Origin of the sequence: Rhodococcus sp. NCIMB 12038 (genome assembly GCF_002165735.1) — a bacterium.
Classification (GTDB): Bacteria; Actinomycetota; Actinomycetes; order Mycobacteriales; family Mycobacteriaceae; genus Rhodococcus_F.
In genome coordinates this window covers 68,553-89,138 of record NZ_NHML01000008.1, presented here as the reverse complement: position 1 = coordinate 89,138, position 20,586 = coordinate 68,553, and the positions used below count along the sequence as shown (strand labels likewise).

At 65.4% G+C, this 20,586-nt stretch carries 17 protein-coding genes and 6 pseudogenes; 9 read left to right on the top strand and 14 right to left on the bottom strand.

Features of this window, described 5'->3' with window-relative positions; translation table 11 throughout:
- Positions 1-11 precede the first annotated feature (11 nt).
- Positions 12-629 carry a hypothetical protein gene (locus tag CA951_RS13825; RefSeq protein ID WP_087557375.1) on the top strand — a complete coding sequence of 206 codons (618 nt, stop codon included), beginning with the start codon at positions 12-14 and terminating at the stop codon, positions 627-629.
- On the opposite strand, the gene CA951_RS13820 is transcribed toward CA951_RS13825, so the two are convergent.
- Positions 591-1,055 carry an MOSC domain-containing protein gene (locus CA951_RS13820; RefSeq protein WP_256973562.1) on the bottom strand — a complete coding sequence of 155 codons (465 nt, stop codon included), beginning with the start codon at positions 1,053-1,055 and terminating at the stop codon, positions 591-593. The genes CA951_RS13825 and CA951_RS13820 overlap by 39 nt on opposite strands.
- A 1,047-nt stretch (positions 1,056-2,102) precedes the next feature.
- Between CA951_RS13820 and CA951_RS13815 the strand changes: the two genes are divergently transcribed.
- Positions 2,103-2,393, top strand: a complete 291-nt coding sequence (locus tag CA951_RS13815; protein ID WP_143543052.1) for a MerR family transcriptional regulator — start codon at positions 2,103-2,105, stop codon at positions 2,391-2,393.
- A 265-nt stretch (positions 2,394-2,658) separates the two neighbouring features.
- Here CA951_RS13815 and CA951_RS13810 read toward each other — a convergent pair whose 3' ends face one another.
- Both CA951_RS13810 and CA951_RS13805 read right to left on the bottom strand, forming a co-directional pair.
- The gene (locus tag CA951_RS13810) at positions 2,659-3,978 is read right to left on the bottom strand and encodes a UDP-glucose/GDP-mannose dehydrogenase family protein (RefSeq protein ID WP_087557373.1); all 1,320 of its coding nucleotides are present in this window, start codon (positions 3,976-3,978) and stop codon (positions 2,659-2,661) included.
- A 115-nt stretch (positions 3,979-4,093) separates the two neighbouring features.
- Positions 4,094-5,653 carry an FAD-dependent oxidoreductase gene (locus CA951_RS13805; RefSeq protein WP_087557372.1) on the bottom strand — a complete coding sequence of 520 codons (1,560 nt, stop codon included), beginning with the start codon at positions 5,651-5,653 and terminating at the stop codon, positions 4,094-4,096.
- Positions 5,654-6,334: 681 nt separating this feature from the next.
- Here CA951_RS13805 and CA951_RS13800 point away from each other — a divergent pair.
- The 3 genes and pseudogenes from CA951_RS13800 (at position 6,335) to CA951_RS13790 (ending at position 8,864) form a co-directional block, all read left to right on the top strand.
- Positions 6,335-6,800, top strand: a pseudogene (locus CA951_RS13800) (CinA family protein).
- A 48-nt stretch (positions 6,801-6,848) separates the two neighbouring features.
- A pseudogene (locus CA951_RS13795) lies at positions 6,849-7,501 on the top strand (HemK2/MTQ2 family protein methyltransferase).
- 556 nt (positions 7,502-8,057) lie between these two features.
- Positions 8,058-8,864: an MBL fold metallo-hydrolase gene (locus tag CA951_RS13790; protein WP_087557371.1), complete on the top strand. Its 807-nt coding sequence runs from the start codon at positions 8,058-8,060 to the stop codon at positions 8,862-8,864.
- 404 nt (positions 8,865-9,268) lie between these two features.
- On the opposite strand, the gene CA951_RS44180 is transcribed toward CA951_RS13790, so the two are convergent.
- From CA951_RS44180 to CA951_RS42785, 3 genes and pseudogenes are all read right to left on the bottom strand, one after another.
- Positions 9,269-9,436: a hypothetical protein gene (locus CA951_RS44180; RefSeq protein WP_256973561.1), complete on the bottom strand. Its 168-nt coding sequence runs from the start codon at positions 9,434-9,436 to the stop codon at positions 9,269-9,271.
- Between the two features lie 972 nt (positions 9,437-10,408).
- Positions 10,409-10,676, bottom strand: a pseudogene (locus tag CA951_RS44175) (hypothetical protein); the annotation flags it as partial.
- 50 nt (positions 10,677-10,726) lie between these two features.
- Positions 10,727-11,149 (bottom strand): DUF6292 family protein, encoded by a 423-nt coding sequence (locus tag CA951_RS42785; protein ID WP_143543051.1) that lies wholly within the window; start codon positions 11,147-11,149, stop codon positions 10,727-10,729.
- A 946-nt stretch (positions 11,150-12,095) separates the two neighbouring features.
- Between CA951_RS42785 and CA951_RS13770 the strand changes: the two are divergent.
- Positions 12,096-12,988, top strand: a pseudogene (locus CA951_RS13770) (manganese catalase family protein).
- Positions 12,989-13,378: 390 nt separating this feature from the next.
- On the opposite strand, the gene CA951_RS13765 reads toward CA951_RS13770, so the two are convergent.
- The 5 genes from CA951_RS13765 to CA951_RS13745 all read right to left on the bottom strand — a co-directional run bounded on the left by CA951_RS13765 (position 13,379) and on the right by CA951_RS13745 (position 16,985).
- The gene (locus tag CA951_RS13765; RefSeq protein WP_087557369.1) at positions 13,379-13,648 is read right to left on the bottom strand and encodes a WGxxGxxG family protein; all 270 of its coding nucleotides are present in this window, start codon (positions 13,646-13,648) and stop codon (positions 13,379-13,381) included.
- A gap of 217 nt (positions 13,649-13,865) precedes the next feature.
- A complete protein-coding gene (locus tag CA951_RS13760; protein ID WP_087557368.1) occupies positions 13,866-14,549 on the bottom strand; it encodes an IF2 family translation initiation factor in 684 nt (227 codons plus the stop codon).
- Positions 14,550-14,579: 30 nt separating this feature from the next.
- Positions 14,580-15,137, bottom strand: coding sequence for a CsbD family protein (locus CA951_RS13755; protein ID WP_087557367.1), 558 nt, complete (start codon positions 15,135-15,137; stop codon positions 14,580-14,582).
- Between the two features lie 51 nt (positions 15,138-15,188).
- Positions 15,189-15,950, bottom strand: coding sequence for a hypothetical protein (locus CA951_RS13750; RefSeq protein ID WP_087557366.1), 762 nt, complete (start codon positions 15,948-15,950; stop codon positions 15,189-15,191).
- A 708-nt stretch (positions 15,951-16,658) separates the two neighbouring features.
- Positions 16,659-16,985 carry a hypothetical protein gene (locus CA951_RS13745; RefSeq protein WP_087557558.1) on the bottom strand — a complete coding sequence of 109 codons (327 nt, stop codon included), beginning with the start codon at positions 16,983-16,985 and terminating at the stop codon, positions 16,659-16,661.
- 264 nt (positions 16,986-17,249) lie between these two features.
- On the opposite strand from CA951_RS13745, the pseudogene CA951_RS13740 reads away from it, so the two are divergent.
- A pseudogene (locus tag CA951_RS13740) lies at positions 17,250-17,387 on the top strand (TetR/AcrR family transcriptional regulator); the annotation flags it as partial.
- An 80-nt stretch (positions 17,388-17,467) separates the two neighbouring features.
- A pseudogene (locus tag CA951_RS44920) lies at positions 17,468-17,953 on the top strand (histone-like nucleoid-structuring protein Lsr2); the annotation flags it as partial.
- A 74-nt stretch (positions 17,954-18,027) separates the two neighbouring features.
- On the opposite strand, the gene CA951_RS44915 reads toward CA951_RS44920, so the two are convergent.
- On the bottom strand, positions 18,028-18,375 hold the full coding sequence (locus CA951_RS44915; RefSeq protein ID WP_306300848.1) for a hypothetical protein: 348 nt from the start codon (positions 18,373-18,375) through the stop codon (positions 18,028-18,030).
- On the opposite strand from CA951_RS44915, the gene CA951_RS45090 reads away from it, so the two are divergent.
- Entirely contained in the window at positions 18,341-18,520 is a 180-nt protein-coding gene (locus CA951_RS45090) for a histone-like nucleoid-structuring protein Lsr2 (protein WP_373413805.1), read from the top strand. The genes CA951_RS44915 and CA951_RS45090 overlap by 35 nt on opposite strands.
- Before the next feature lie 1,046 nt (positions 18,521-19,566).
- Here CA951_RS45090 and CA951_RS13725 read toward each other — a convergent pair.
- Positions 19,567-19,788, bottom strand: a complete 222-nt coding sequence (locus tag CA951_RS13725) for a hypothetical protein (protein ID WP_256973560.1) — start codon at positions 19,786-19,788, stop codon at positions 19,567-19,569.
- Positions 19,789-19,884: 96 nt separating this feature from the next.
- Positions 19,885-20,244, bottom strand: a complete 360-nt coding sequence (locus CA951_RS13720) for a hypothetical protein (RefSeq protein ID WP_087557362.1) — start codon at positions 20,242-20,244, stop codon at positions 19,885-19,887.
- Positions 20,245-20,586 lie beyond the last annotated feature (342 nt).

Genomic DNA, 20,586 nt, shown 5'->3' with positions numbered 1-20,586 from the left:
AGGACCCGATTATGGCCTACACAGCCGACACGCCGAAGCGTCCACTGGCGAGCGACGAACTACGCGCGCGTATTCCGGGATGGGGTGTGGACCTCGACCCCAAGAACCGTCCCGCGGTACCGAAGGAGCGTTTCGATCCCGGCGCGACGGGCGCCCACTGGGATTTCCCGGAGCGCCAGGAGGAGAAGTGGCCGCGTGAGCGGTCGATCGAACATCAATTCCTGACACCCGTATTCGGCACCTCCTGTCCTCCCAAGGGCCTCTCCGGCGCCATGCGGAAACTCGCGTACAAATACAGCGAGGGCCGGGCTGCGCACTGGCTCATCCTTCTGGCCGCCGACCGGGTCGATGCGTTGGAGAGCCACCTGGCCTCGTGTGCGACCCTGCACCCCGACAACCCCGTCACCCAGACGGGTATTCGAAGCGAGTTTTCCCATCACGGTGTGTCGTCCCGACTCGGGAAGAAACGCGTCGACCTGAACCACCAGTGGATGGACCCGTTCATCGTCGCGGCGCCCTGGGTATTGTCCTTAGCCGGCGCCGCCTACGCAGTGACGGGCGTCCTGCAGAAATTCCGGCAACGCTCGAGGTCACACGGGCACGAGTGGCCGGTGCGGCTTGGACGGTAGCTCGAGGGAAATGGCGTCACCGGGCCGGACGTCGCCGCCTTCGAGGACGATCGACATGATGCCCGCCTTGCGGACAATCGTGCCGTTCAGGTCCCGATCCACCGTGTGCGACAGGAGACCTGCGCGGAACGCCTCGATCTGCTTGCACGGATTTCTCAGACCCGTCACTTCGACCACCGCCCGCGCGCCCAGGTGAAGACGAGTTCCTGTTGGCAATGCGAGCAGGTCGATACCACGGGTGGTGATGTTCTCACCGAGCTGACCGGCCTGAACCTCGAAGCCCAGGGAGTTCAACTCGTCGTGAAACTCGGCGTGCATGAGGTGCACCTGCCGCAGATTCGGCTGCGTGGGATCACGCCGCACCCGGTAACGGTGTCGGACGGTGACGCCTTGGTGAGCGTCACCGTCCACACCTATCGTTCCCACGCACTCCGACCCTACCAACCCCTCAGGGCCGTATCGGCATGATCGTGCGGACACCAGGGTCGCGCAGCCACAGCCCGCCCCACGCGAAGATGCCGACGTAGCCGTCGATCTCGGCGCAGCTCCAGCATTCCCATCGGCCCCTGATTCGTCTGCAGGTCCGCCTGCGTTCCCAGATCGGGCAGCACTGGCCGGATCGCTTGGGGCCGTTCAGTGTGTCCCTATCATCGGCGCCCGGACCGGGTTCACTCGGGTGCTGAGGGAAGGGCTCCGGCTCGAGATTGCGATTCGGCCTCTGCAGCACCCAATCGAAGGCGATGCGGCACCGTTCGCACACATCACCGATCTGCGCGATGGGCGATGGGCGATGGGCGGCCAGGAATTGAGCACGGCCTGATCTGTTTCGGATTGGTTGTTCGCGTGTGGCCGGTCATGGATCCTCATCCGGCTATCGAATCTCACATCGAATTCCCGATCTCGATGCCAGTGATCCTGCCACCCCCGACGACCGATCGGGACGACCGCACCTGATCCGAGGAAGCGGACATCTCGACCTTTACTGCGACTGCCGACGTCGCCGTCCGGCATCGATCAACGAGAGCCGGTCCGTCGAGCGAGAGCGGTCGCCGACGCGGACAGAACGGTCGGCTGTCGGGTGTGAAATACCTGGTCAACCGCTCCAGAATTTCTCTAGTGATGACTGTAGACATTCAGGGTTCGCCGTTGTAGAGTTCCTCTCGTCGCAAGGAAAGAGTTCACGAGGTGCGGGAGAGAATGAACTGCCCGCAGAGGAGTAACGCAAGACCAGGATGTGCCGGGCAAGGGTTGATGTGAGTGTGTAGCTGCCCGGCACATCCGGCGGCGCCGGGCAGCGCGAAGGCCCGACAGCCGAAGAAGTGCAGTAACAAGGAAGTGAAACCCGCTCCGGCCCCCGGTGCCTCACGGCGCCGGGGGCCCTGTCCGTCTGAAAGGTGTCACCCCATTCCGGAAGATTCGCCCGACCGACGCGCGGCCGGGAAGCTCGACGACGAGGACTACCCGGCATACAGCATGGGTCACGCCGCTGAGATCCTCGGCGTGACACAGGCATTCCTGCGCAGCCTCGACGCCGCGAAGCTGCTCACCCCCGGACGGTCAGAGGGCGGTCATCGCCGCTACTCCCGTTACCAGCTGCGTCTCGCCGCCCGGGCCCGCGAACTGATCGACCAGGGCACCGCGCTCGATTCCGCGTGCCGCATCATCATCCTCGAAGACCAACTCGCCGAGGCCCGACGCATCAACGCTGAACTCCAGCACACCCACAGCCCCAAGTCGGATCAGCCCGGCCCCGCATCCGGTTGAAACACCGCCGCCCCTTCGGAACACCCGTTCTTCCAGTCCTCGATCAGGACGCCGAGCACACTGATCGCCGGCACGGCGCCGACCCATCGAGGGTCTTGATCCGCGGGGACTCAACGAGTCCGACCCTTGTCCATGGGCTTACTCGACGCCGAGCAGTCGAGACCTACACGGGGCCGCCGCCCCGTACCGCGGGACTCCAACATGCGGTGACGCGCCGCCCTCCGGTCCTTCGTGTGCGCCCAGAAGTTCCGGGTCACCGATCGGGTCACGGTCGGCCGAGTCCGTGATAGGTCCATCCCGCACCGCGCCACTGTTGGGGATCGAGGCAATTGCGGCCGTCGATCAGCACCTTGTTGCGCACGACCGCATCCAGGTCACCCGGTTGCAGTTTGCGGAACTCCGACCACTCGGTGAGCACCAGGACCACATCGGCGCCCTGGCACGCGTCCGATGCGGTCGGGGAATAGCCGAGCGTTGGGAACAGCGCGCGCGAGTTGTGCATAGCCTTAGGGTCGTAGACGTTCACGGACGCGCCTTGCAGCTGAATCTGTCCGGCAACGTTCAGCGCGGGCGAATCGCGGACGTCGTCGGAGTCCGGCTTGAACGCTGCACCCAGGACCGCAACCCGCACACCGAGGAGGGATCCGCACGTGTGCCGGACGAGTTCGACCATGCGGGTACGGCGCCGCATATTGATGCTGTCGACCTCGCGGAGGAATGTGAATGCCTGGTCGGCACCGAGTTCGCCCGCCCGGGCCATGAGCGCTCTGATGTCCTTCGGGAGGCAACCACCGCCGAACCCGATCCCGGCATTGAGAAAGCGGCGGCCGATACGGGCGTCGTACCCGAGCGCGTCCGCGAGCACGGTGACGTCGGCGCCGGCAGCCTCGCACACCTCGGAAATCGCGTTGATGAACGAGACCTTCGTGGCGAGAAAGGCGTTGGCCGCTGTCTTCACCAACTCGGCGGTGGCCAGATCGGTGACGAGGAGGGGAACGTCCTCGGCCAGCAGTTGCGCGTACACCTCGCGCGCCACCTCTTCTGCGCGACCGAGTCGGTGACGGTCGATCCCGAGCACCAGCCGGTCGGGATGCAGCGTGTCCTGGACGGCGAATCCCTCGCGGAGGAACTCCGGGTTCCACGCCACCTCCAGCCCGGACCCGGCCGGTGACAGCTCTCGTGCGCGGACACCGAGCCGCTCGGCGGTCCCCACCGGCACGGTTGACTTACCGAAGATCACCGCGGGACCGGTGACCAGGGGCGCGAGAGTATCGATGACTCTGTCGACGTACAGGAGGTCGGCGGCGAACTCGCCCTTCTTCTGCGGGGTGCCGACACCGACGAAATACACAGCGGCGAACGCTGCGGCGTGCTCATACGAAGAGGTGAAGCGCAGCCGCCCGGCGGCGACGTTGCGGCGGAGCACGTCCTCGAGTCCAGGCTCGTAGAACGGGACCTCGCCGGCGCTGAGTTTCGCCAGTTTCGCTGCATCGACGTCGACCCCCATCACGTCGTGCCCGAGCTCGGCCATACACGCCGCATGAGTAGCACCGAGATATCCGGCACCGAACACTGCGATTCTCATCGTTACCCACCATTCCGGACATGCGGCTTCAAGTCGAGCGGGTCCGGACGCACTTCGTCACGGCCGGCCCGGACGAGATCGGAGTCCGCGCGATCGCGCGACGCCGCGACCACGGTCACTGTCTTCGTTCGCCGTCGAGGGCAGATGCGGCCGGGCGTGGCGTGGTGTCGATCCGCGGCAGGTCGTGGGTCGCCGGACCTTCGAGGAGAGTGCCGTCCGCGTCGAAGCGGGATCCGTGCAGTGGGCAGTCCCAGGACTGCTCCGCGTCGTTCCACCGCAACACTCCACCCAGGTGTGGGCACACCGCGCCGACCCGGTTCGCTCGTCCGTCGACCGTGCAGATCCCGACCGGGCGTCCACCGTCGCGCACGACGGTTCCCTGCTGGGATACGGTGGCGCCGGATTGTTCGTCTTCACTGCCGTGCAGTGCTGCCTTCGTCCATCCTGTGACCAGGTGGTACGCGACCTCTCCGTTGGTCTTGACCATCGAGGGAAGGTCGAACAATTGGGTGGGGGACCAGCTGCTGAATGCGTCGGTCCACCGCATGTGTCCGTGGAGAATTCGATCAGTGAGGGCGAGCGCGGCGGCGACGCCATTTGTCATGCCCCACTTCCCGAATCCGGTGGCGACGAGGATCCCGTCCCGGCCCGGGACGAGCGGCCCGACATAGGGAAGCGAATCGAGTGACGAGTAGTCCTGGGCCGACCAGCGATGGGTCGGTTCGGCGCCGGGAAAATGTCGGCGGGTCCAGTCGACGAGGTCGTCGATTGCCTGCTGCGGCGACGACGAACGGCCAACGACGTGACCGTTGCCCCCGACGAGGAGGAGCCTTCTGCCGTGGGCCGGTCGCAGGGACCGGGTCGGGGAGTCTGCCGACAGGTACATGCCGCCCGGTGCCCCGTCCGGCATCGCGAAGGCGAGAGCATAGGAACGCTCGGGCACCAACCGCGCGAAGAATCCACCCCGATCCAGGATCGGGATTCCGGTGGCGAGCACGACCCGGGCGGCGGTGAAATCGTCGTGCTCTGTCACGACCCGGTAGCGTGCCCGACCGGCGCGGCGCACCTGCGTGACGCGGCGATGCTCGACCAGGACCCCACCGTGGGACGCGAGGTCGCGTGCCAGGGCGGCCAGCACGGGCATCGGGTCGAGCTGTGCCTGTCCGTCGAGAACGACGGCACCCGAGCAGGGCACCGGAAGGTCGATGTCGGGCACGAATCGGACGGCGAGCCCGGCTGCCCGGCAGGCGTCGTACTCGGCGCGCACGCGGACGGTGGCGGATTCGTGCTGGGCGTAGGTGATCGCCGGTTCGGTGTCGAACGGCACGCCCCGTTCGGTGCAGTACCGGAGTAACCATTGCTGACCCTCGAGGTTTCCCTCTACGTAGGACTGCAGAATGCCCGACGAGTGCTTGCGCGCGATCTGGCTCAGTCTGGTGCCCTGCAGCATGCTGACCTTGCCGGTCGTATTGCCGGTGGTGACAGCTCCGGCGGTACGGGCTTCGACGACGGCGACCCGCTGTCCGGACCGAGCAAGGAGCAACCCGGTCGTGAGACCTGTCAAACCCGCGCCCACCACTACGGTGTCGTACTCGCCCCCGGACGATGCCGTCGCGGGCGCCGCTTGGGGAAGGGAGGAAGCTGCGAGCGCACGGTCTCGCCACAACGAAGTCATGCACCGCGTTTGCCCGTCACCGGGGAAGTCGAAACGAGCCCAATTCGGTCCGCTTGCATCGGCTTGCCCGTCTCCACCCATCCATCCAGACGGCAAACGGGGCGAGGCGGTGCCCGCAGGAGAGACTCGGGCCAACGCATTGTGCCGGCTGTCCGATGCTTGTCGAGTGCGCGAGCGTCATCGAGCAGGGCGGCACCGTCGAGATCCAGGGTGCCACGTCCGAGCCTGCATGCGCTGAAGTTCTCCGCGACGGCAGTGATTGCCAGAAGCGCAACCTACTGATGAGTAGATGTTGTGGCGACGTAATTGCGCAGGCCGTCAGGCGAGCTGCGGCCAGACGGCCCAAGAGATTGTGTCCGGTCGTAGCTGGGTATTGCGATACGCACGTCGTCGTCGTGCCCGGGTAGCGACGCCGACCAGGCTCCCCCGGTTCAGCCAGTAGTCGATGGGGCAGCCGAGACGACACCGCACGTGGCGTCTCGGCGTGTGCGACCGGTCGTCCAACGCGCTATCGGCAACTGCCGCCTGTGATCGCGCGAAAGATGTTGTGCGGGAAGAAGTGAGAGCAGATGTTCAATGTGGCATTGTTGCTGATAGTACTCGCGGCGGGCATGACATGCGCCTACGCGCTGCACAGTAGAGGTCGCCGGAACGCTCCACCGCGGAACCGGAGTGTTACGCATGGGTAGCTGTGATGAGTGTGCCGAACGGATCTCCGCGGCCGCACGGGACCGGAAGCAGACCATCGCCACCGCGGAATCGCTGACCGGCGGACGAATCTCTGCCGTGCTCGGCGCGGCACCGTCGTCGTCGCAATGGTACCGGGGCAGTATCGTCGCCTACGCCAGCTCGGTGAACCACGGGCTGCTCCGGGTCCCCGATGGCCCGGTCGTCAGCGAACCCAGTGCGTGCGCAATGGCGACCACGGTGGCCGAACTGCTCGACGCGGATCTGGCGGTGGCCGTCACCGGTGCCGGCGGACCGGAAGCCCAGGACGGGACAACCACCGGGCACGGTGTGGTTCGGGGTCTTCGTCGACGGTGCCGCTCGGACCGAACTACGGCACTTCGACGGTGATCCCGGCACCGTCGTGGAAGCGACCACCGCGCACGCCCTGTTTCTGCTCGAAGACGCGCTCCGCCGATAGGCGCAGGTGCCCAGGTATTGTCGGTCCGGTCTGCGTGAGGAGTTGTAGATGTTGCTGCGAATCCCGGGTGTCTATCCCCCACAGGAAGATACGTGGTTGCTTGCCGACGCTCTGGCCGCGCACGCGCCGGATGCGCACACGCGAGTCCTCGATCTCTGCACCGGGACCGGAGCGCTCGCCGTACGGGCAGCCCAACTTGGAGCCGGTGATGTCGCTGCGATCGACGTCTCCCGCCGCGCCGTCCTCACCGCCCGGTGCAACGCGCGCGTGCACCGGCACACGATCCGGGTGTTGCAGGGCAACCTCACCGAACCCATCCGGGGGGAATCTTTGATCTGGTGGTCTCCAACCCGCCGTACGTACCCGCCGAAAACAACCGGATTCCTGAGGCCGGCATCGCGCGAGCCTGGGATGCCGGAACCGACGGGCGGGCGCTCCTCGACCGAATCTGCACCGAGGCGCCCGATGTCCTCGCGCCCGGGGGAACACTTCTTCTCGCCCAGTCGGAACTGAGCGGAGTGGACAAGACACACGTTATGCTCGAGGAGCAAGGCCTGCAGGTGGACATCGTGGCGCGCCGGGAGATCCCGTTCGGGCCGGTCCTGACCGGACGGCGTCGAATATTGGAGTCCCGCGGCGTGATCACCGCCGACCAGCACGACGAAGAGATCGTCGTGATCCGCGGCCGCCGGCACAGCTAACGCTCTCGGTCGGCGCTTCCACGGCGATCTGTCGACGAGCTCACCGTAGCCTCGCGATCGCGGTCGCATGGGGGCTCCCCCTAGCCTGGTCGACGGCAGCCTCGGCTTGGAACAGGTCGCACGCCGACGCCCGCTTTCGGCAAGCGTCGCAAGGCCGCCACCATGAGACCAAATAACGGGCAGTTGTCTCCTCGGCATAGGAACCGGGTGCTGTGGGCGACCGATGTTCGTCACTTCAACAACACCCAGGAACTACGCCGTGGAGCGAAACCGTGGTCGTTGCAGACGACGCCAGGCGCCCTTGTGTGCCGGTCGCTGGGTGCGTTGCCTTCCGCGGCGGCAAGATCGGAGACGGCCCGGGTGGCGACGTCCGGCGCAGTGGTCTCGGGTCGGAGGGTGCGGGTCCGGTATGCAACGCTTCTTGCCCGCCGCAGACATCGGTGTTGTGGTGCCAGAGACGACGCCGGCGCCAGGACCTCGAGTGCAGTCCGTATCGTCCCTCGGCGGCGGGGTACTCGGTCCACGACACCGACCACCGCCTGACCCGGGAGGCTCGATGGATACAACCTTCACCTTCATCGGTAACGCCACCACGCTCATCCGGCACGGCGAGATCACCGTCTTGACGGATCCGAACTTCCTCCACCAGGGGCAGCGTGCCTACCTCGGGTACGGATTGTTGTCCCGCCGCCTGCGCGAACCGGCGATGCGCATCGACGAACTACCGCCGATCGACGTGATCATCCTGTCCCACATGCACGGTGACCACTGGGACCGCACCGCGCAGAAGAACCTCGACCACCAGATCCCCGTGGCAACCACCCCCCATGCCGCGAAACGGCTCACCAAGCGGGGATTCAGCCGTGCCCGCGGGCTCTACACCTGGTCGTTCCACGAAGTCGTCAAAGGTGGTACCCGTCTGACGATCACGTCCCTCCCCGGCCGACATGCACCCGGCTGGACCCGGCGGCTGCTTCCGCCGGTGATGGGGTCGATGCTCGAGTTCGGTCCCGAACAGGGATCGGTGGAATGCCGCCTCTACCTGTCCGGTGACACCCTCGTCGTCGACGACCTCACTGCCATCCCACAACGCTTTCCGGACATCGATACCGGTGTGCTGCACCTGGGCGGCACCCGCCTGCCTGCCGGCCCCCGGCTGCCTTTTGGTCTCACCGTGACGATGGATGGCCGCCGCGGTGCCGACGCCGTGGAACTCCTGGATCTGCCCCGGGTCATTCCCGTCCACTACGACGACTACACCGTGTTCGCCTCACCACTGTCCGATTTCGCTCGCGAACTCGATCGTCGCGGCTTGGGGGAGCGGATGATCCATGTCGACCGCGGCGCCACCATCACCCTGTGACAGCGGAAAAGCTGTTGCTGGTCGGTGATGTCCGTCCGGATGGTGTGGTCGGTGGACCGCCCGTTTCTCGGGCCCGGAGAAGAACAAGTGGTCACCTATTCGACGCACCGAGGGCGACCGAACGGTACGTCGACGGATTCCGTAGCCGCTCAACCGGCAATTGCGTAGTGTTGACCGCCACGAAATGCCCCGCCGCGCCCGATCTACTACCTGGCGTTGGCAGGAGACCCACACACGGCCTCCACTACTCACGCTGCACGCATCGTCGGCCGCGAGGAATATGAACCCGACACGGGCCACCATTTCCTCGACCACAACCCCGACACCCCCTGAGGGGACAGGGGTGACCGAACACCCTCAGCGCGGAACTCCACCATCGACCCGAACCGGCGTCCCGATCAGTCCTATATGGTGACGAAATCGGGCGGGTCGGGCAGGTCGACGTCGAGAACGAGGTCCAACCAGACGAGGGCATCGGCCAGGGTCTCCGCCCACGCCGTCTTTGTAAATTGTTCGGCAGCAGAAAGCGATCGCTGCCCCTTCGCCCTGTCCTCGGAGAGAAACGCCGACACCGTCCCCCACACCCAGCGGTCCGCCGCAAGGCAAGGCGAAGATGTCGACGTATCCACCGCCCGTGAAGCGCAGGTCGAGGATGAACCGCTCGCCCGGACCCGCGGGGCCCAGGCGTGCGACGACCACGCCCACGATGGCATCGACCACCCAGGCGAGCACGTCACCGTATTCCGCCCTACCTGCGGCGGGATGCGGGTCGGCGCACAGACGGGAGATCTCGCAGGAGAACCGGGCGGTGTCACGGTTACCGACCAAGTGCACGAGCCGACCACCCAGCGCTGCGGCCGAGGAACTGGTAGGACTTCCTGCGCTCGATCCCATACCCGAGAGTGCCCGGTCTCGGACACCACCACACAGCCCTGCCGAGCGCTCAAAGGGCGATCGTTGTTGTACAACCCCAGCAGGTGGGCGCAGTCATGATGGCCTCGAGATCGAGGGCGTCGTAGCCGCTGGTGATACCGCGGTGGGGCGGACCGGTCAAACCTTCTCGGCGCCCGAGCCGCCCAGTGTGGCACGGCATCACACCTCACTGAGAACGATGAGGTCGAACATCTCGTTCGGCCACGGCCATCGCAGAGGCCGTTTCTCTTCCCGGGATCTGCCGCAGAGACCGCCTCGGACAGAGACTTTTGCGCATAAGCGACAGCAGTATCGACCACCCGACCCGGACAACTTCCACACCACCCCTCTTGATGTTTCCGGAACTATGAGGACGGTGCGCTGCGACAACGTGTTGCACCCCCGTCTGTCGAGAAGGCAAGATAAAAAATCCTCTCCTGCAATAGGAGTGAACTTCCGGATCATTCATTCACCCGGCAGAGCAGGCCGACATCATGCGAGCGCATCGTGGTTCTCTCATCGTATCCGACCGTCGGGCACAGTGTGGGTGCCATCGCCCGCGCAGGGGTGTGGATACGAGGTCTTCGCAGTTCGGATAACGCCGGGTGTGCTTTACGGGTTGTGGCACACCAGTGGTTGCGCAGCGCTTCGATCATTCCTTCTTCCGGTTGGATGAATAGCCTGATAGGCCAATTTCTTTCGCCTTCTTCTTCAACACGTCGACGGTTCAGTCCTAGTATGACGACGATGGGGGCAGTCCCATGTGCCGCCCTTGCGGCCGGTGTCGGACCGGCCCCGTTTTGCGGCCGAGTTCGCGATCTTCGCCGCCTTCTCCTTCGACGCACCGCCTTTCCGTACTTCCCGGTACACCTCTTCGTCTTTGATCGATGACGGCGCCAATTACTTCTCCTCGTTTCGAGTGCCTGCTCATCGAATTCCCGGTCCACCGTTCAGCTCGGGTGAAGGGTGAAACGTCCCCGCACCGTCCGTGGCATCTCCGTCGCGATCTCCGGGCAGAACGGCAACGACGATGTGTCCGGTGGTGGTGCCCAGTCACGTAGATCGGCGAAGGTGTCGATCGCGCGGTCCACGCATACTCCCGATGCCGGATGAGGTCCCGCAGCCAGGTTGGTGATGATGTCGATGGCATCACTGGTGAGCGATTCGACGCCCATCGACCACCCGAAGTGCCGGTTCCAGGCAAGCACAACCCGCCGAGGCCGGAAGTACTCGATGACATGCGGCAGTACCAGCACGACATCAACTCCGCCGTGTCCGTCCCACCACTGAACTGCCTGTGCCTCGAGTGCTGTGGCAACAGCCTCGATGTACTCGGTGTCGTGCTGGACTAAACGTGGCACTTCGCTGGTCATGGTGTGTTCCTCGTCGGCCGTTATTCGGTAGCGCTCCGATTGCCCCTATCGGTGCGCCGGGAAACCATCACACGCTTCTGCACCGAAAAGTTCTGATACGTCCTCGTCCTTGGTATCCGAACGACATGGGAGTTGGTGGGAGGTGGTGCCGGTGGATCTGATCAACCCCCGTACCGGGGGATCCGGCACCCGCAGTGACCACATCGTGGTGCCACGGCCCCGGAGGCGTATTCGAGCTTGTCGCACCCGCGGTTTCGGGTTCGGCTGTCAGACGGCGACAGATGAGGCCACGACCATTGAGTTCGTCCCGCGATCGGACGATATTGTTGCGTGACCGCGGTGATCCCACGTGATCGCCCGGATCCGCTACACCCATCGAATTGGGTGGCGTCGTCATCTCCTGTTTGCCGCGTGCGGGTGTTTGTTCGACGCCCCATGCAGGCGCGGGTGGTCGTCGGGGAAGTACGACGGGCTTGCGGCGGAGTCGCCGGCGGCGTCTGCGACGGGTGGTGCGTTGCCGGGCTCGCCCTGGGGCGCGGTGCTCGGGCTTTCAGCTGGTCGACACGTGCGGTCAGCATTACGACGGTTTGCGGCCGGTGCGTGGTGGCACGCTCGTGCTCGGGCAGCTCCTGAAAGTGTGCAAAGTCGAGTGACCGGATCCGTTGTTCGATCGGTGCCAATCGTGAGCTGGTCGTCACCGGGCAGGGCACGAGGTTCGTTGGGTGTGCTGCCGTCCGATCGTCTGCCGGTAGCACTGCGTGCTACCCACCGCCCCGGTACGGGAGTTCTCCATTATCGTGCGGATGCCGCTGCCGCTTGGAGGTCCCGGTGAGAGAAGTGTGCGCTGACCTTTGACGACCTGGGTTGTTCGTCGGTTCGATCGGGCGACCTCGGGTACCCGAGGGGGCATAGCACCGTGTCCCAATCGAAGAAAAGAGGCTGCCCCATGTTCCATCACACCGACTACCTCCAGCTCGACGTCGCGCCGGAGAAGCCAGATCCGGTTTATGCCCGCAAACTCCAGGAGTTGCTCGGTGGTGCGTACGGGGAGATGACGGTGACCATGCAGTACCTGTTCCAGGGGTGAAATTGCCGAATGCCCGGCAAATACAAGGATTTGATCATGGACATCGCGACCGAGGAGATGGGGCAAGTCGAAATGATCGCCACCAGGTCGCCCGCCTGCTCGAGGGCGCACCCGCCACTGAGACGTCCAAGGCGGCCGGTGCCGACCCAGTTGTGGCCGCCGTCCTCGGCATGGACCCGCAGCAGGCCATCATCTCCGGCGGCGGCCCGGTGCTCGCCGACAGCAATGGCGTGCCGTGGAACGGACGTTACATCGTCGCCAGCGGCAATCTGCTCGCCGACTTCTACGCCAACGTGACAGCCGAGGCGCAGGGCCGCCTGCAGACCGCCCGCCTGTGGAATATGACCGATCACCCGGGTGTGAAGAACATGCTCGAGTTCAACTTGGCCCGTGACACCTATCGCCAGAGCATGTGGCTGTCCGCGATCGAGGAACCTCAAAGCCGACGGACTCGGAGGCACCATCGCCCCGAACGCGTTGCTCGACGAGGAATACGCCGAGCACGCGGAAACGCTGTGGCACCTGTCCGACGGCACGATGTCCGACCAGTACCGGCACCGGACGGTGTTCACGAGAACCGGTTCCTCGCCGACTCGCAAGCTCTCGGTGGCAAGGGCGGCGCACCGGCACCGGACCCGTTGCTCTATGCCACTTATGACGGCAGCCTCGGCGAGCCGGCGTCGAGTGCTCTCGGCACAGAAAAGGGCGTCATCGGAAAAGCGAAGGACGCACTCGACCCCGACAAACCCTGAACCCCCAACTCGCCCCCGCCATGCCCCGACCCGTCCCGGTCACATGGACGATGCACAGCCGGATATCGGGCGAGAGTGCTCGACACTGTCACGATCGCTGTGGTTTGGAAGTCGACCGCCCCATCAGCCGCAAGGGTCTCGGCCGTACCCATGTGATCGCTCACCGGGTCCCGTATCCAAAGTTCTCTCCGCCCGGCTCGAACCTTGCCCTGCTCGGCCCTACTCGGTGGAGGCGCTGAGACGGCGAGCAACTCGTCCAAGGCGGTAGCGGTTAGTCCTTTCCGAAGTGAGCTACCGGGTCGCTCCGGCGGCCACGTCGCGCGGTGTGTCGTGCGGCGGTCGCCACTGGTCCTGCTGGTCGGGGCGCCGCAGGACCAGTGGCGCTCGTGTTTAGGGGCGGTGGTTGGGGTCGGTTCCGTAGGCAGTGCCGGTAGCCGCCGCGGCGGTAGTGTTACGTCGCTTGAGTCCGGCCAAACCGAGCAGGCCGACGAGGCCGAGTAGCCCCCACAGACCGGTGTTGTCGCCGTCGTCGTTGCTGTCGTTGTCGGCTTGGGCCACCACAGCCGTACCGGTGGGGGTCGGCGTGCCGGCGTGGGCGAGGCCGGCGCCGGTGAAGGCCAGCGTTGTTGCGGCGAGAGTGGCGATGACTGTCTTACGCATAGAAATGTCTCCTGATCTGTGCTGGTCACGGGGCACCCGGCGGTCAGGCACCGGCACACCCGTTTCGGTCAGGAGACCATTTACCCCCGCGAGGAGTTCACGAAACACACCGATTCTCTTCGTGTGTACCGAATTTCTTTCGGAGACCATCAGATAGCTCCGGCGCTCGTCGGCCGGCGCGTGCCGCCGACGAAGGGGTGTGTTCGGGGCGGGGTGGTCAGCGTTGCCCGTTGGTGGTTGTTCCGTTGCGGCGCTTGTCTTTTTCTGCCTCGGCCAGCTTCTCAACTCGGTCGGCGCGAGCGCGTTTGCCGGCGGCCTCGTTCTGCTTGTCCGCGGCGTCCTTCAGTTGCGCCTTGGCCGGTGCTGCCGCCTTCTTCTCCGCCTCCCGGATCTTGGTCTGTTCGGCGCGGTGCTCGGCCTCCGCGGCCTGGGTGCGTTGGGCGGCGAATTGATCGGCGTTCGTCTTCGCGACCTGTGTGCGCTGCTCGGCGTCCCGTGCGGCGGCTTGTTTGCGCTCGTCCTCCCGTCGGCGGGCCTGTTCGACCTCTTGCTGTTTCGCCATGTGGGCTGCCGCCTGCTTGTCGCGGGCCTGTGTGCGCTTGGTTTCCAGTTCGGCGTCGGCCTCCGCCTGGGCGGCGGCTGCCTCTTCCTCGAGCTCTTTTGCCCGCACTAGTGCGTCGCTTCGCTCGGTGAGCGCGTCGCCGCGCCGCTCGATGTGGCGGTCGCCGAGAACGTTGCCGACGGCACCGTCGAGCACCCCGAGGGTGCGTTCATACATCAACCGGGCCGGGGACTCGGTTGCCAGCCGGGACATCAGTTGGTCTTCGATGAGTTGCAAAGGAATGCGCACGATCTGGTACTGCACGCGCATAACGGCGACGGGAACGGTGAGGACATTCATTGGAATCTCCGTTGACTCGTGGGTGGTTGGTCAGGACAGGCCGGCGTCGCCGGTCAGGCCCTCGGCTGCGCGTCGAACTCGTTCGGCCTCGTGGCGGGCGGCGTTCGCTTCACGGACGGCGCGTTGGTGTTCGTCGCTGGCATCGACGGCTTCCTCAGCGGCGGCGGCGGTTTTCGACCGTTCGACGGTCTCTGCTCGGGCCGCCGCGTCACGGGCGGCGGTCTCTGCGCGGGACTGCTCCTGGGCGACCTGCTGGTGCTGGTGCTGCTCTGCGGCCCGGTGCTCGGCATGCTGCTGCAGTGCGGCCTCCTTTTCGGCGGCGGCGGTCTCGGCACCGATCACGGCGCGGTCCTCGGCGCTCTCGTGACGGACCTGTTCGAGTTCCTCCGCGGCCTGAGCGGTTTCTGCCCGGGCGACGGCCTCGGCACTGTTCGCCTCCTTGCGCTGTTGCGCCTGCGCTTGTTGGAGTTGGCCTTCGGTGGCCAGCGAGTCGTTGCCGGTCACTGCGCCGGCTACTTCCTTCACCTTGCCCTTGACCGAGTCGAGGAGACCCTTACGTGCTTGTCCGGACGTGTTCTGCTCGTTCATGAGAATCTCCTGGTGGATCGAAAACTGTCGAGCTGGCTGAAGCGGACGCCGTCAGTTGATGCCGACCACTTCCTGGGCGATGGCGGCGAGCCGGGTCTGCGCGGCAGAGATCACCCCGTGGCGATTCTTGTTCGCCTCTTCGTGGGCGATGATGGTGCGAATATCGGCAGGTGCAGTCAGGTCCTTCACCGCCACGACCGCGCCGGAGACGTTGAGCTCGTCGTAGCCCGGGGTGGCCCGGACGGTGTCGATGGCGCGATCGAGTCCGCGCGCCGACCACGCCGCGGGAACGTTGATCAACCGGATCGCGGTCTCGGTCGCGGCCTGCAGGGGGGTGCGGCGCAGAGCTGCGGGGCCACCGAGGGCGTCCTGGGCCAGCACCGTGGTCAACCACTCCACCGTGGCGGTGTGCGCGGTGATCAACCGTCCGGTCAGGTCGACGATGTCGGTCTGCCTCGACGCGGACGCCAATGCACGGAGGTACCGCGCCCGGTCCAGCAGTTGATGCTCGAGGGCCAGATCGCTGAGCAGTGCCTCGTCGAACGGCTGTGCTTGTTCGGCCATCGCCTTGACCATTGCCGTCGCGCGGCCGAACCACGGACCGGCGATACCGGGAAGTCCGCCGAGGTCACGGATCGCTTCCTCCACGGCGCCGGCGCGCTGACGCGCATGGTCGGGGTTCTGCGTCGATTCTCGGCGGACGGCTTCGGTGCGGGCCTGAGCGGCGCGGGTCTCGGTGATCTGAATCTCGTTGTGGGTCAGGTCCAGGAGTACGCGCAACTGGGTGATCAGTGCGGCGGTGTTATCGGTCATATGTGCTCCTGAGGGTGTGTGGGTGGTGACGGCCGGCCGCAAGATCATGGTCACCGGTTGCGACGTGGGGTGTTCCGCATCGCATCGGGGTGTGCGACTCGGGAGAGTCCGAGCAGCTCAGGAGATGTCGCGGTGGGTTTGCCGGAGCTGCGTTCGAGGTGGCGGCCGAGTCGAGAGAAGACGGCGGCCGGGAGGGGAAAGGCGAGAACGATCATTCTCATCGACGACGCAGACGGCTGACGGGAAGCCACACGGGGTGGTCCGTTCTTATCGAACGGTAAGGCTGCGCCGCACCACGGTCCGCGCACCCACCACGGTCAGTAGGCCGGCCACGGCAACAGGCAGCGATGACATCTCGGTCAGAACTACGGCGAAGATGACGATCAGGCAGAGGTCGAGCACACGCCGCACGCCGGGAAGTTCGACCAGGGACGGATGCACCCCGGGCGGGACACAAGGACGGGTCCCGACACCGGTCGGCGGTGACAGGGATTGGTCAATAAGACTGGGAAATAATGCGTCTGACACAAGCTTGGCCCAACTATCGGTGGCACCGAGCAACCGTTGCGGGGCGTGGAACAATCAGCGGATGCTCGGCGGTCGGTCGCCGCGTGGCTATCGGATGGCGGCGCCGTCACGAATTCGGTCGACGACGACGGGACGCGAGGGTCCGGCACTCGGACCGCCGGATCCCTCGCGAAACGGGACTCAGACGCCGGTGTGCCGGTCGGTGTCGGTGTAGTGCTCGCGGCTGCCCGACTTGGCGATGCCCCGGCTGACGATGTAGGCGATCGTCAGGACGACGATGTAGAACCAGGCGCGGTCGGCCCGGAAATAGTCCTCGTGCCCGTCGGTGGTCTGCACCAGATACGAGGCGACCAACACTCCAATGACCGCGGCGATGTAGACGAAGAATTCGGTGGTCTTGAAGGCGGACTTCGTTTCGGTGCTGCGACGCGGCTCGAGATGCACGCGCTGTCCGGACGCTACGGTCCCGGTGTTCGAACCCAGGTGGTTCGGGTTGGTGGAGGTCATCGACGACTCCTTCAATGGGGTGCCCGGCATTTCACAACACTCGGGTCACCGCGTACGTCTCCTCGAATGAGGTGGACGTCGGTGAGCGCGACCCTCTGCTGGAGCGAACCCATTCCCCGCAACTATACCCAATAGTAACTACAGTGCAAGTTTACGGTGTAGGTAAGGGCTGCATAGAGTTCCGGTGCCAGGACGTGGTCCCTGTGATCGTTCCAACACAAGGAGACAGTGAGGGATACGCGCACAGACTCCGTGGAGTCGACCATGCCGGGTGGCCCCCTGACGCGTAGCCGTCTGCCCCGCCTGACCACCGTGCAGGTGCTGGCCTCTGCCCTCGAAATCGTCGACCGTGAGGGTGTCGACGCCCTGTCGATGCGCCGGCTGGGGCATGCTCTCGACCGGTAAGCGAGCTTCCTCATTCCCGAGACGGACCTGCCGTTACTGTGTGCGGTCGACGATTGCCGATGTAGAAGGAGAGCACGATGGCGGTATCACCGAGGAATTCCGAAGGTTCGGCGAAGAGGACGACCAAGGAGATCCGTGAGTGGGCGATCGGGGAGGGCCGTGAAGTGTCGCCTCGCGGTCGGATTTCGGCCGAGATCGAGCAAGCTTTCCATGACGCTCAGGCAGGAACTGTGCCAGCGAGGAAGGTAGCCGCGAAATCATCGGTCGCGAAGAAGACGGCCGCGAAGAAGACGGCCGCGAAGAAGACGGCCGCGAAGAAGACGGCCGCGAAGAAGACGGCCGCGAAGAAGACGGTCGCCGAGAAAACAGCCGCGAAGAAGACGGTCGCGAAGAAGGCGCCGGCGGTGAAGAAGGTGGCTATGACGAAGGCTCCGGCGAAGACAACAGTGTCGAAGACGACGGCGGCGGAGAAGATATTCGCCGCGAAGAGCGCGGCGGCGGTCGGCAAGGCTCCGGCGAAGGCGACGACCAAGGAGATTCGCGAGTGGGCGATCGGAGAGGGCCGTGAAGTGTCGCCTCGCGGACGGATTTCGGCCGAGATCGAGCAAGCTTTCCATGACGCTCAGGCAAAGGAGGTTCAGGCAGAAGCGGTGCCGGCGAAGAAGACGCCTGTGAAGAAGATAGTCGAGGGGAAGGCTCCGGCGGAGAAGGCAGTCGCCAAGAAGTCGGTCGCGAAGAAGTCGGTCGCGAAGAAGTCGGTCGCGAAGAAGTCGGTCGCGAAGACGGCAAGGCCGAAGACAGCGGCTGTGGAGTCGGCTGCAGATGCGCCGGCCGCGGAGACGACGGCCGTGAAGAAGAAGGTCGCGAGGAAGGCTCCGGCGAAGACGTCGGTCGCGAAGACGTCGGTCGCGAAATCGGCGGCTGCGGAGTCGGATGCGGAAGCAACGGCCGTGAAGAAGGCTCCGGCAACGGGAGCGGCGGGCACCGCTCCAGCGAAGGCGACGACCAAGGAGATTCGCGAGTGGGCAATCGGGGAGGGTCGTAAAGTGTCCTTCCGCGGTCGGATTTCCGCCGCAATTGTGCGCGCATTCCATGGCGCTGCGGCAAAGTTGCCGCTCCCGCTCGGGTAAAAGGGGCGGGGGTCCGCTATTGAGCGTGACCGGCCGACTCCTGTTGCCGCGGTATCCCGTCTCGGGTGATGCGTATTAACATTGAGCACAGGGCTCCTCGCTCGGCACCCCCACGCGAAGACCGACCTCTCCGGTTTTGCGGGCTCCGCGCGACACGACAATCGCCCGCGCCTGATGCCGATCGGTCGGTGGGGGCACATCCCTTACGCGCCGACCCCGTTAACCGTCGCACAGCCTGACCCGCCGATCCACAGCACCGCCCCGGGACCGCGGGGCGGGTGCCCGGCTGTGAGGAAGGACTCGAACACTTTCGTCGCGTGTTGAAGGGAACCAGGTGTGATGGGGGAGCTGGCCGTAGCGAGCAAAGGGCATGTGATGGTGTCGTTTGGGCGAACCTCTCGACGGACTGTATGTCGTCGGGTGGGCGAAACGAGGCGCTTCCGGCGGCGTCGGCGACAACCGCAGCTGCGCCGCGGGAACCGTGACCCAACTGGCCGCAGACCTGCACTCGCGGGTGTGACGCCCGGGTCGGTGTCCGCGGATCTCACTACACCGCAGCGGCGTTCGCTGATGTCCGCCGCGGCTCATGGGACCGAGTAGGGGAAGGGCGGGCTCGCGCCGACGATGCCCTTGCCGAGTTGTGCTTCTATGGACTCGCGGGAACGGCGTTATGGGCGGAGCTGGCCGTCGAAGGCTGCGGCGCGCACGGAGCTGTGTGGATGGCCGGCGCACTATAACTGGCGGTGTCGCAGGCACTCCGCCCCCGGATACCCTCAGACGTGTGGAGTTCTGGCGACGAAGTGAAACGACCCTGCCCGAGCGGTCTTGCCGCCGGTCGGGGGTCTGTGTCACATGCTGTCGTAGATGGTGTGCTCGGGAATCCCTGCCGTTCGGGCCCCGAGCACGGCATCGATCGGTTCGCCGGTGAGCTGCCGGTAGGTGTCATTCCACATCAACGCGGGAACCCGTGTTCTCGGCGCCCGTGAGGGTTTGAAGGACCGCACACGCCTCCCGTACGCATTCGAGCGCACCGTGCTGGCCGGCGTTCATCGCCGTTTCGGCAGCTGCTCCTGCGCGTTTCCGACGGCCGACATGAGGTTGCGATTGAGGCGCTGATAGGTGCGCAGCCACGCCCCGTCGACCGGCTCGTCGCGGAGGTGGGCCATCAGCGTTTCGCTGTTGTTGTCCGTGTCCAACCATCGCCGCATCTCGGTGGTGCGGTCCTGCACGTTGTGCGGCAATTGATTCTGCACGGTCGAGTTTGTCATCGGGAGTCCTCCCTTGCTGCTCACGTCCGCTTTTTGTGGCTCATTGTGGCGGAGCGATGTGCCGGCTGTCAGGCGTTTCGGTGTCGATGGGCACCCTCAGGCGTACGCGCGCGAGTCGGCCTCGCCGAGCGAGTCCCAGACGATCTCGTAGCGCCTGCGGGTCATGTCGTCGGAGTCGGTGAGGAGCGCTTCGAACAGCGACCGGGGGTCGGCGTGCCACGACCGGGCCAGGGCCTCGAGCTCACACGGAGAGAAAAGGCCGGAGCGAGCAGCGGCGACAACCCAGTCGTCGAAGTCGCCCTCTCGGATCCGCTCGACCGCGTCGAGGTCGATATCCCCGTCCCCGAGATCGAACGAGAACATGGCTGCGACGACGTCATGAGGTGGCCGGCACGCGATGTCGGCGGCGCCCCCGCCCGCGACGACGGGGTTGCGGACCTGCTGTTCTGTGGTCATGGCGACCGCACCTCCTCGAGTGGGCGCGAGTTCCGACTCACTCTGTGTGTCGATTCTTGGGGAAGCCTCGGGTGGCGTGCTTCTCAGCAGGGTAAGGCATCTCTGAGATACGGTCTGTGTCTTGCGTCACATTACTGGGCGGTAGTGATTGAACTCCCAGGATGGCCTCGTCGGATGCGCCGACGGTTCGTGCTGTTCGAGTGGAGGCCGGATGGCATGCGTCCCAGCGCAACTGGACGATTGACCTAATGGCGTTTGCGTTCAATGTATTCCACACTGTCACCGGAACTGCAGTGGGTTCGGATGCTCGGGTAGTGGCGTCGGCGCGGATCTTCGAGCCGC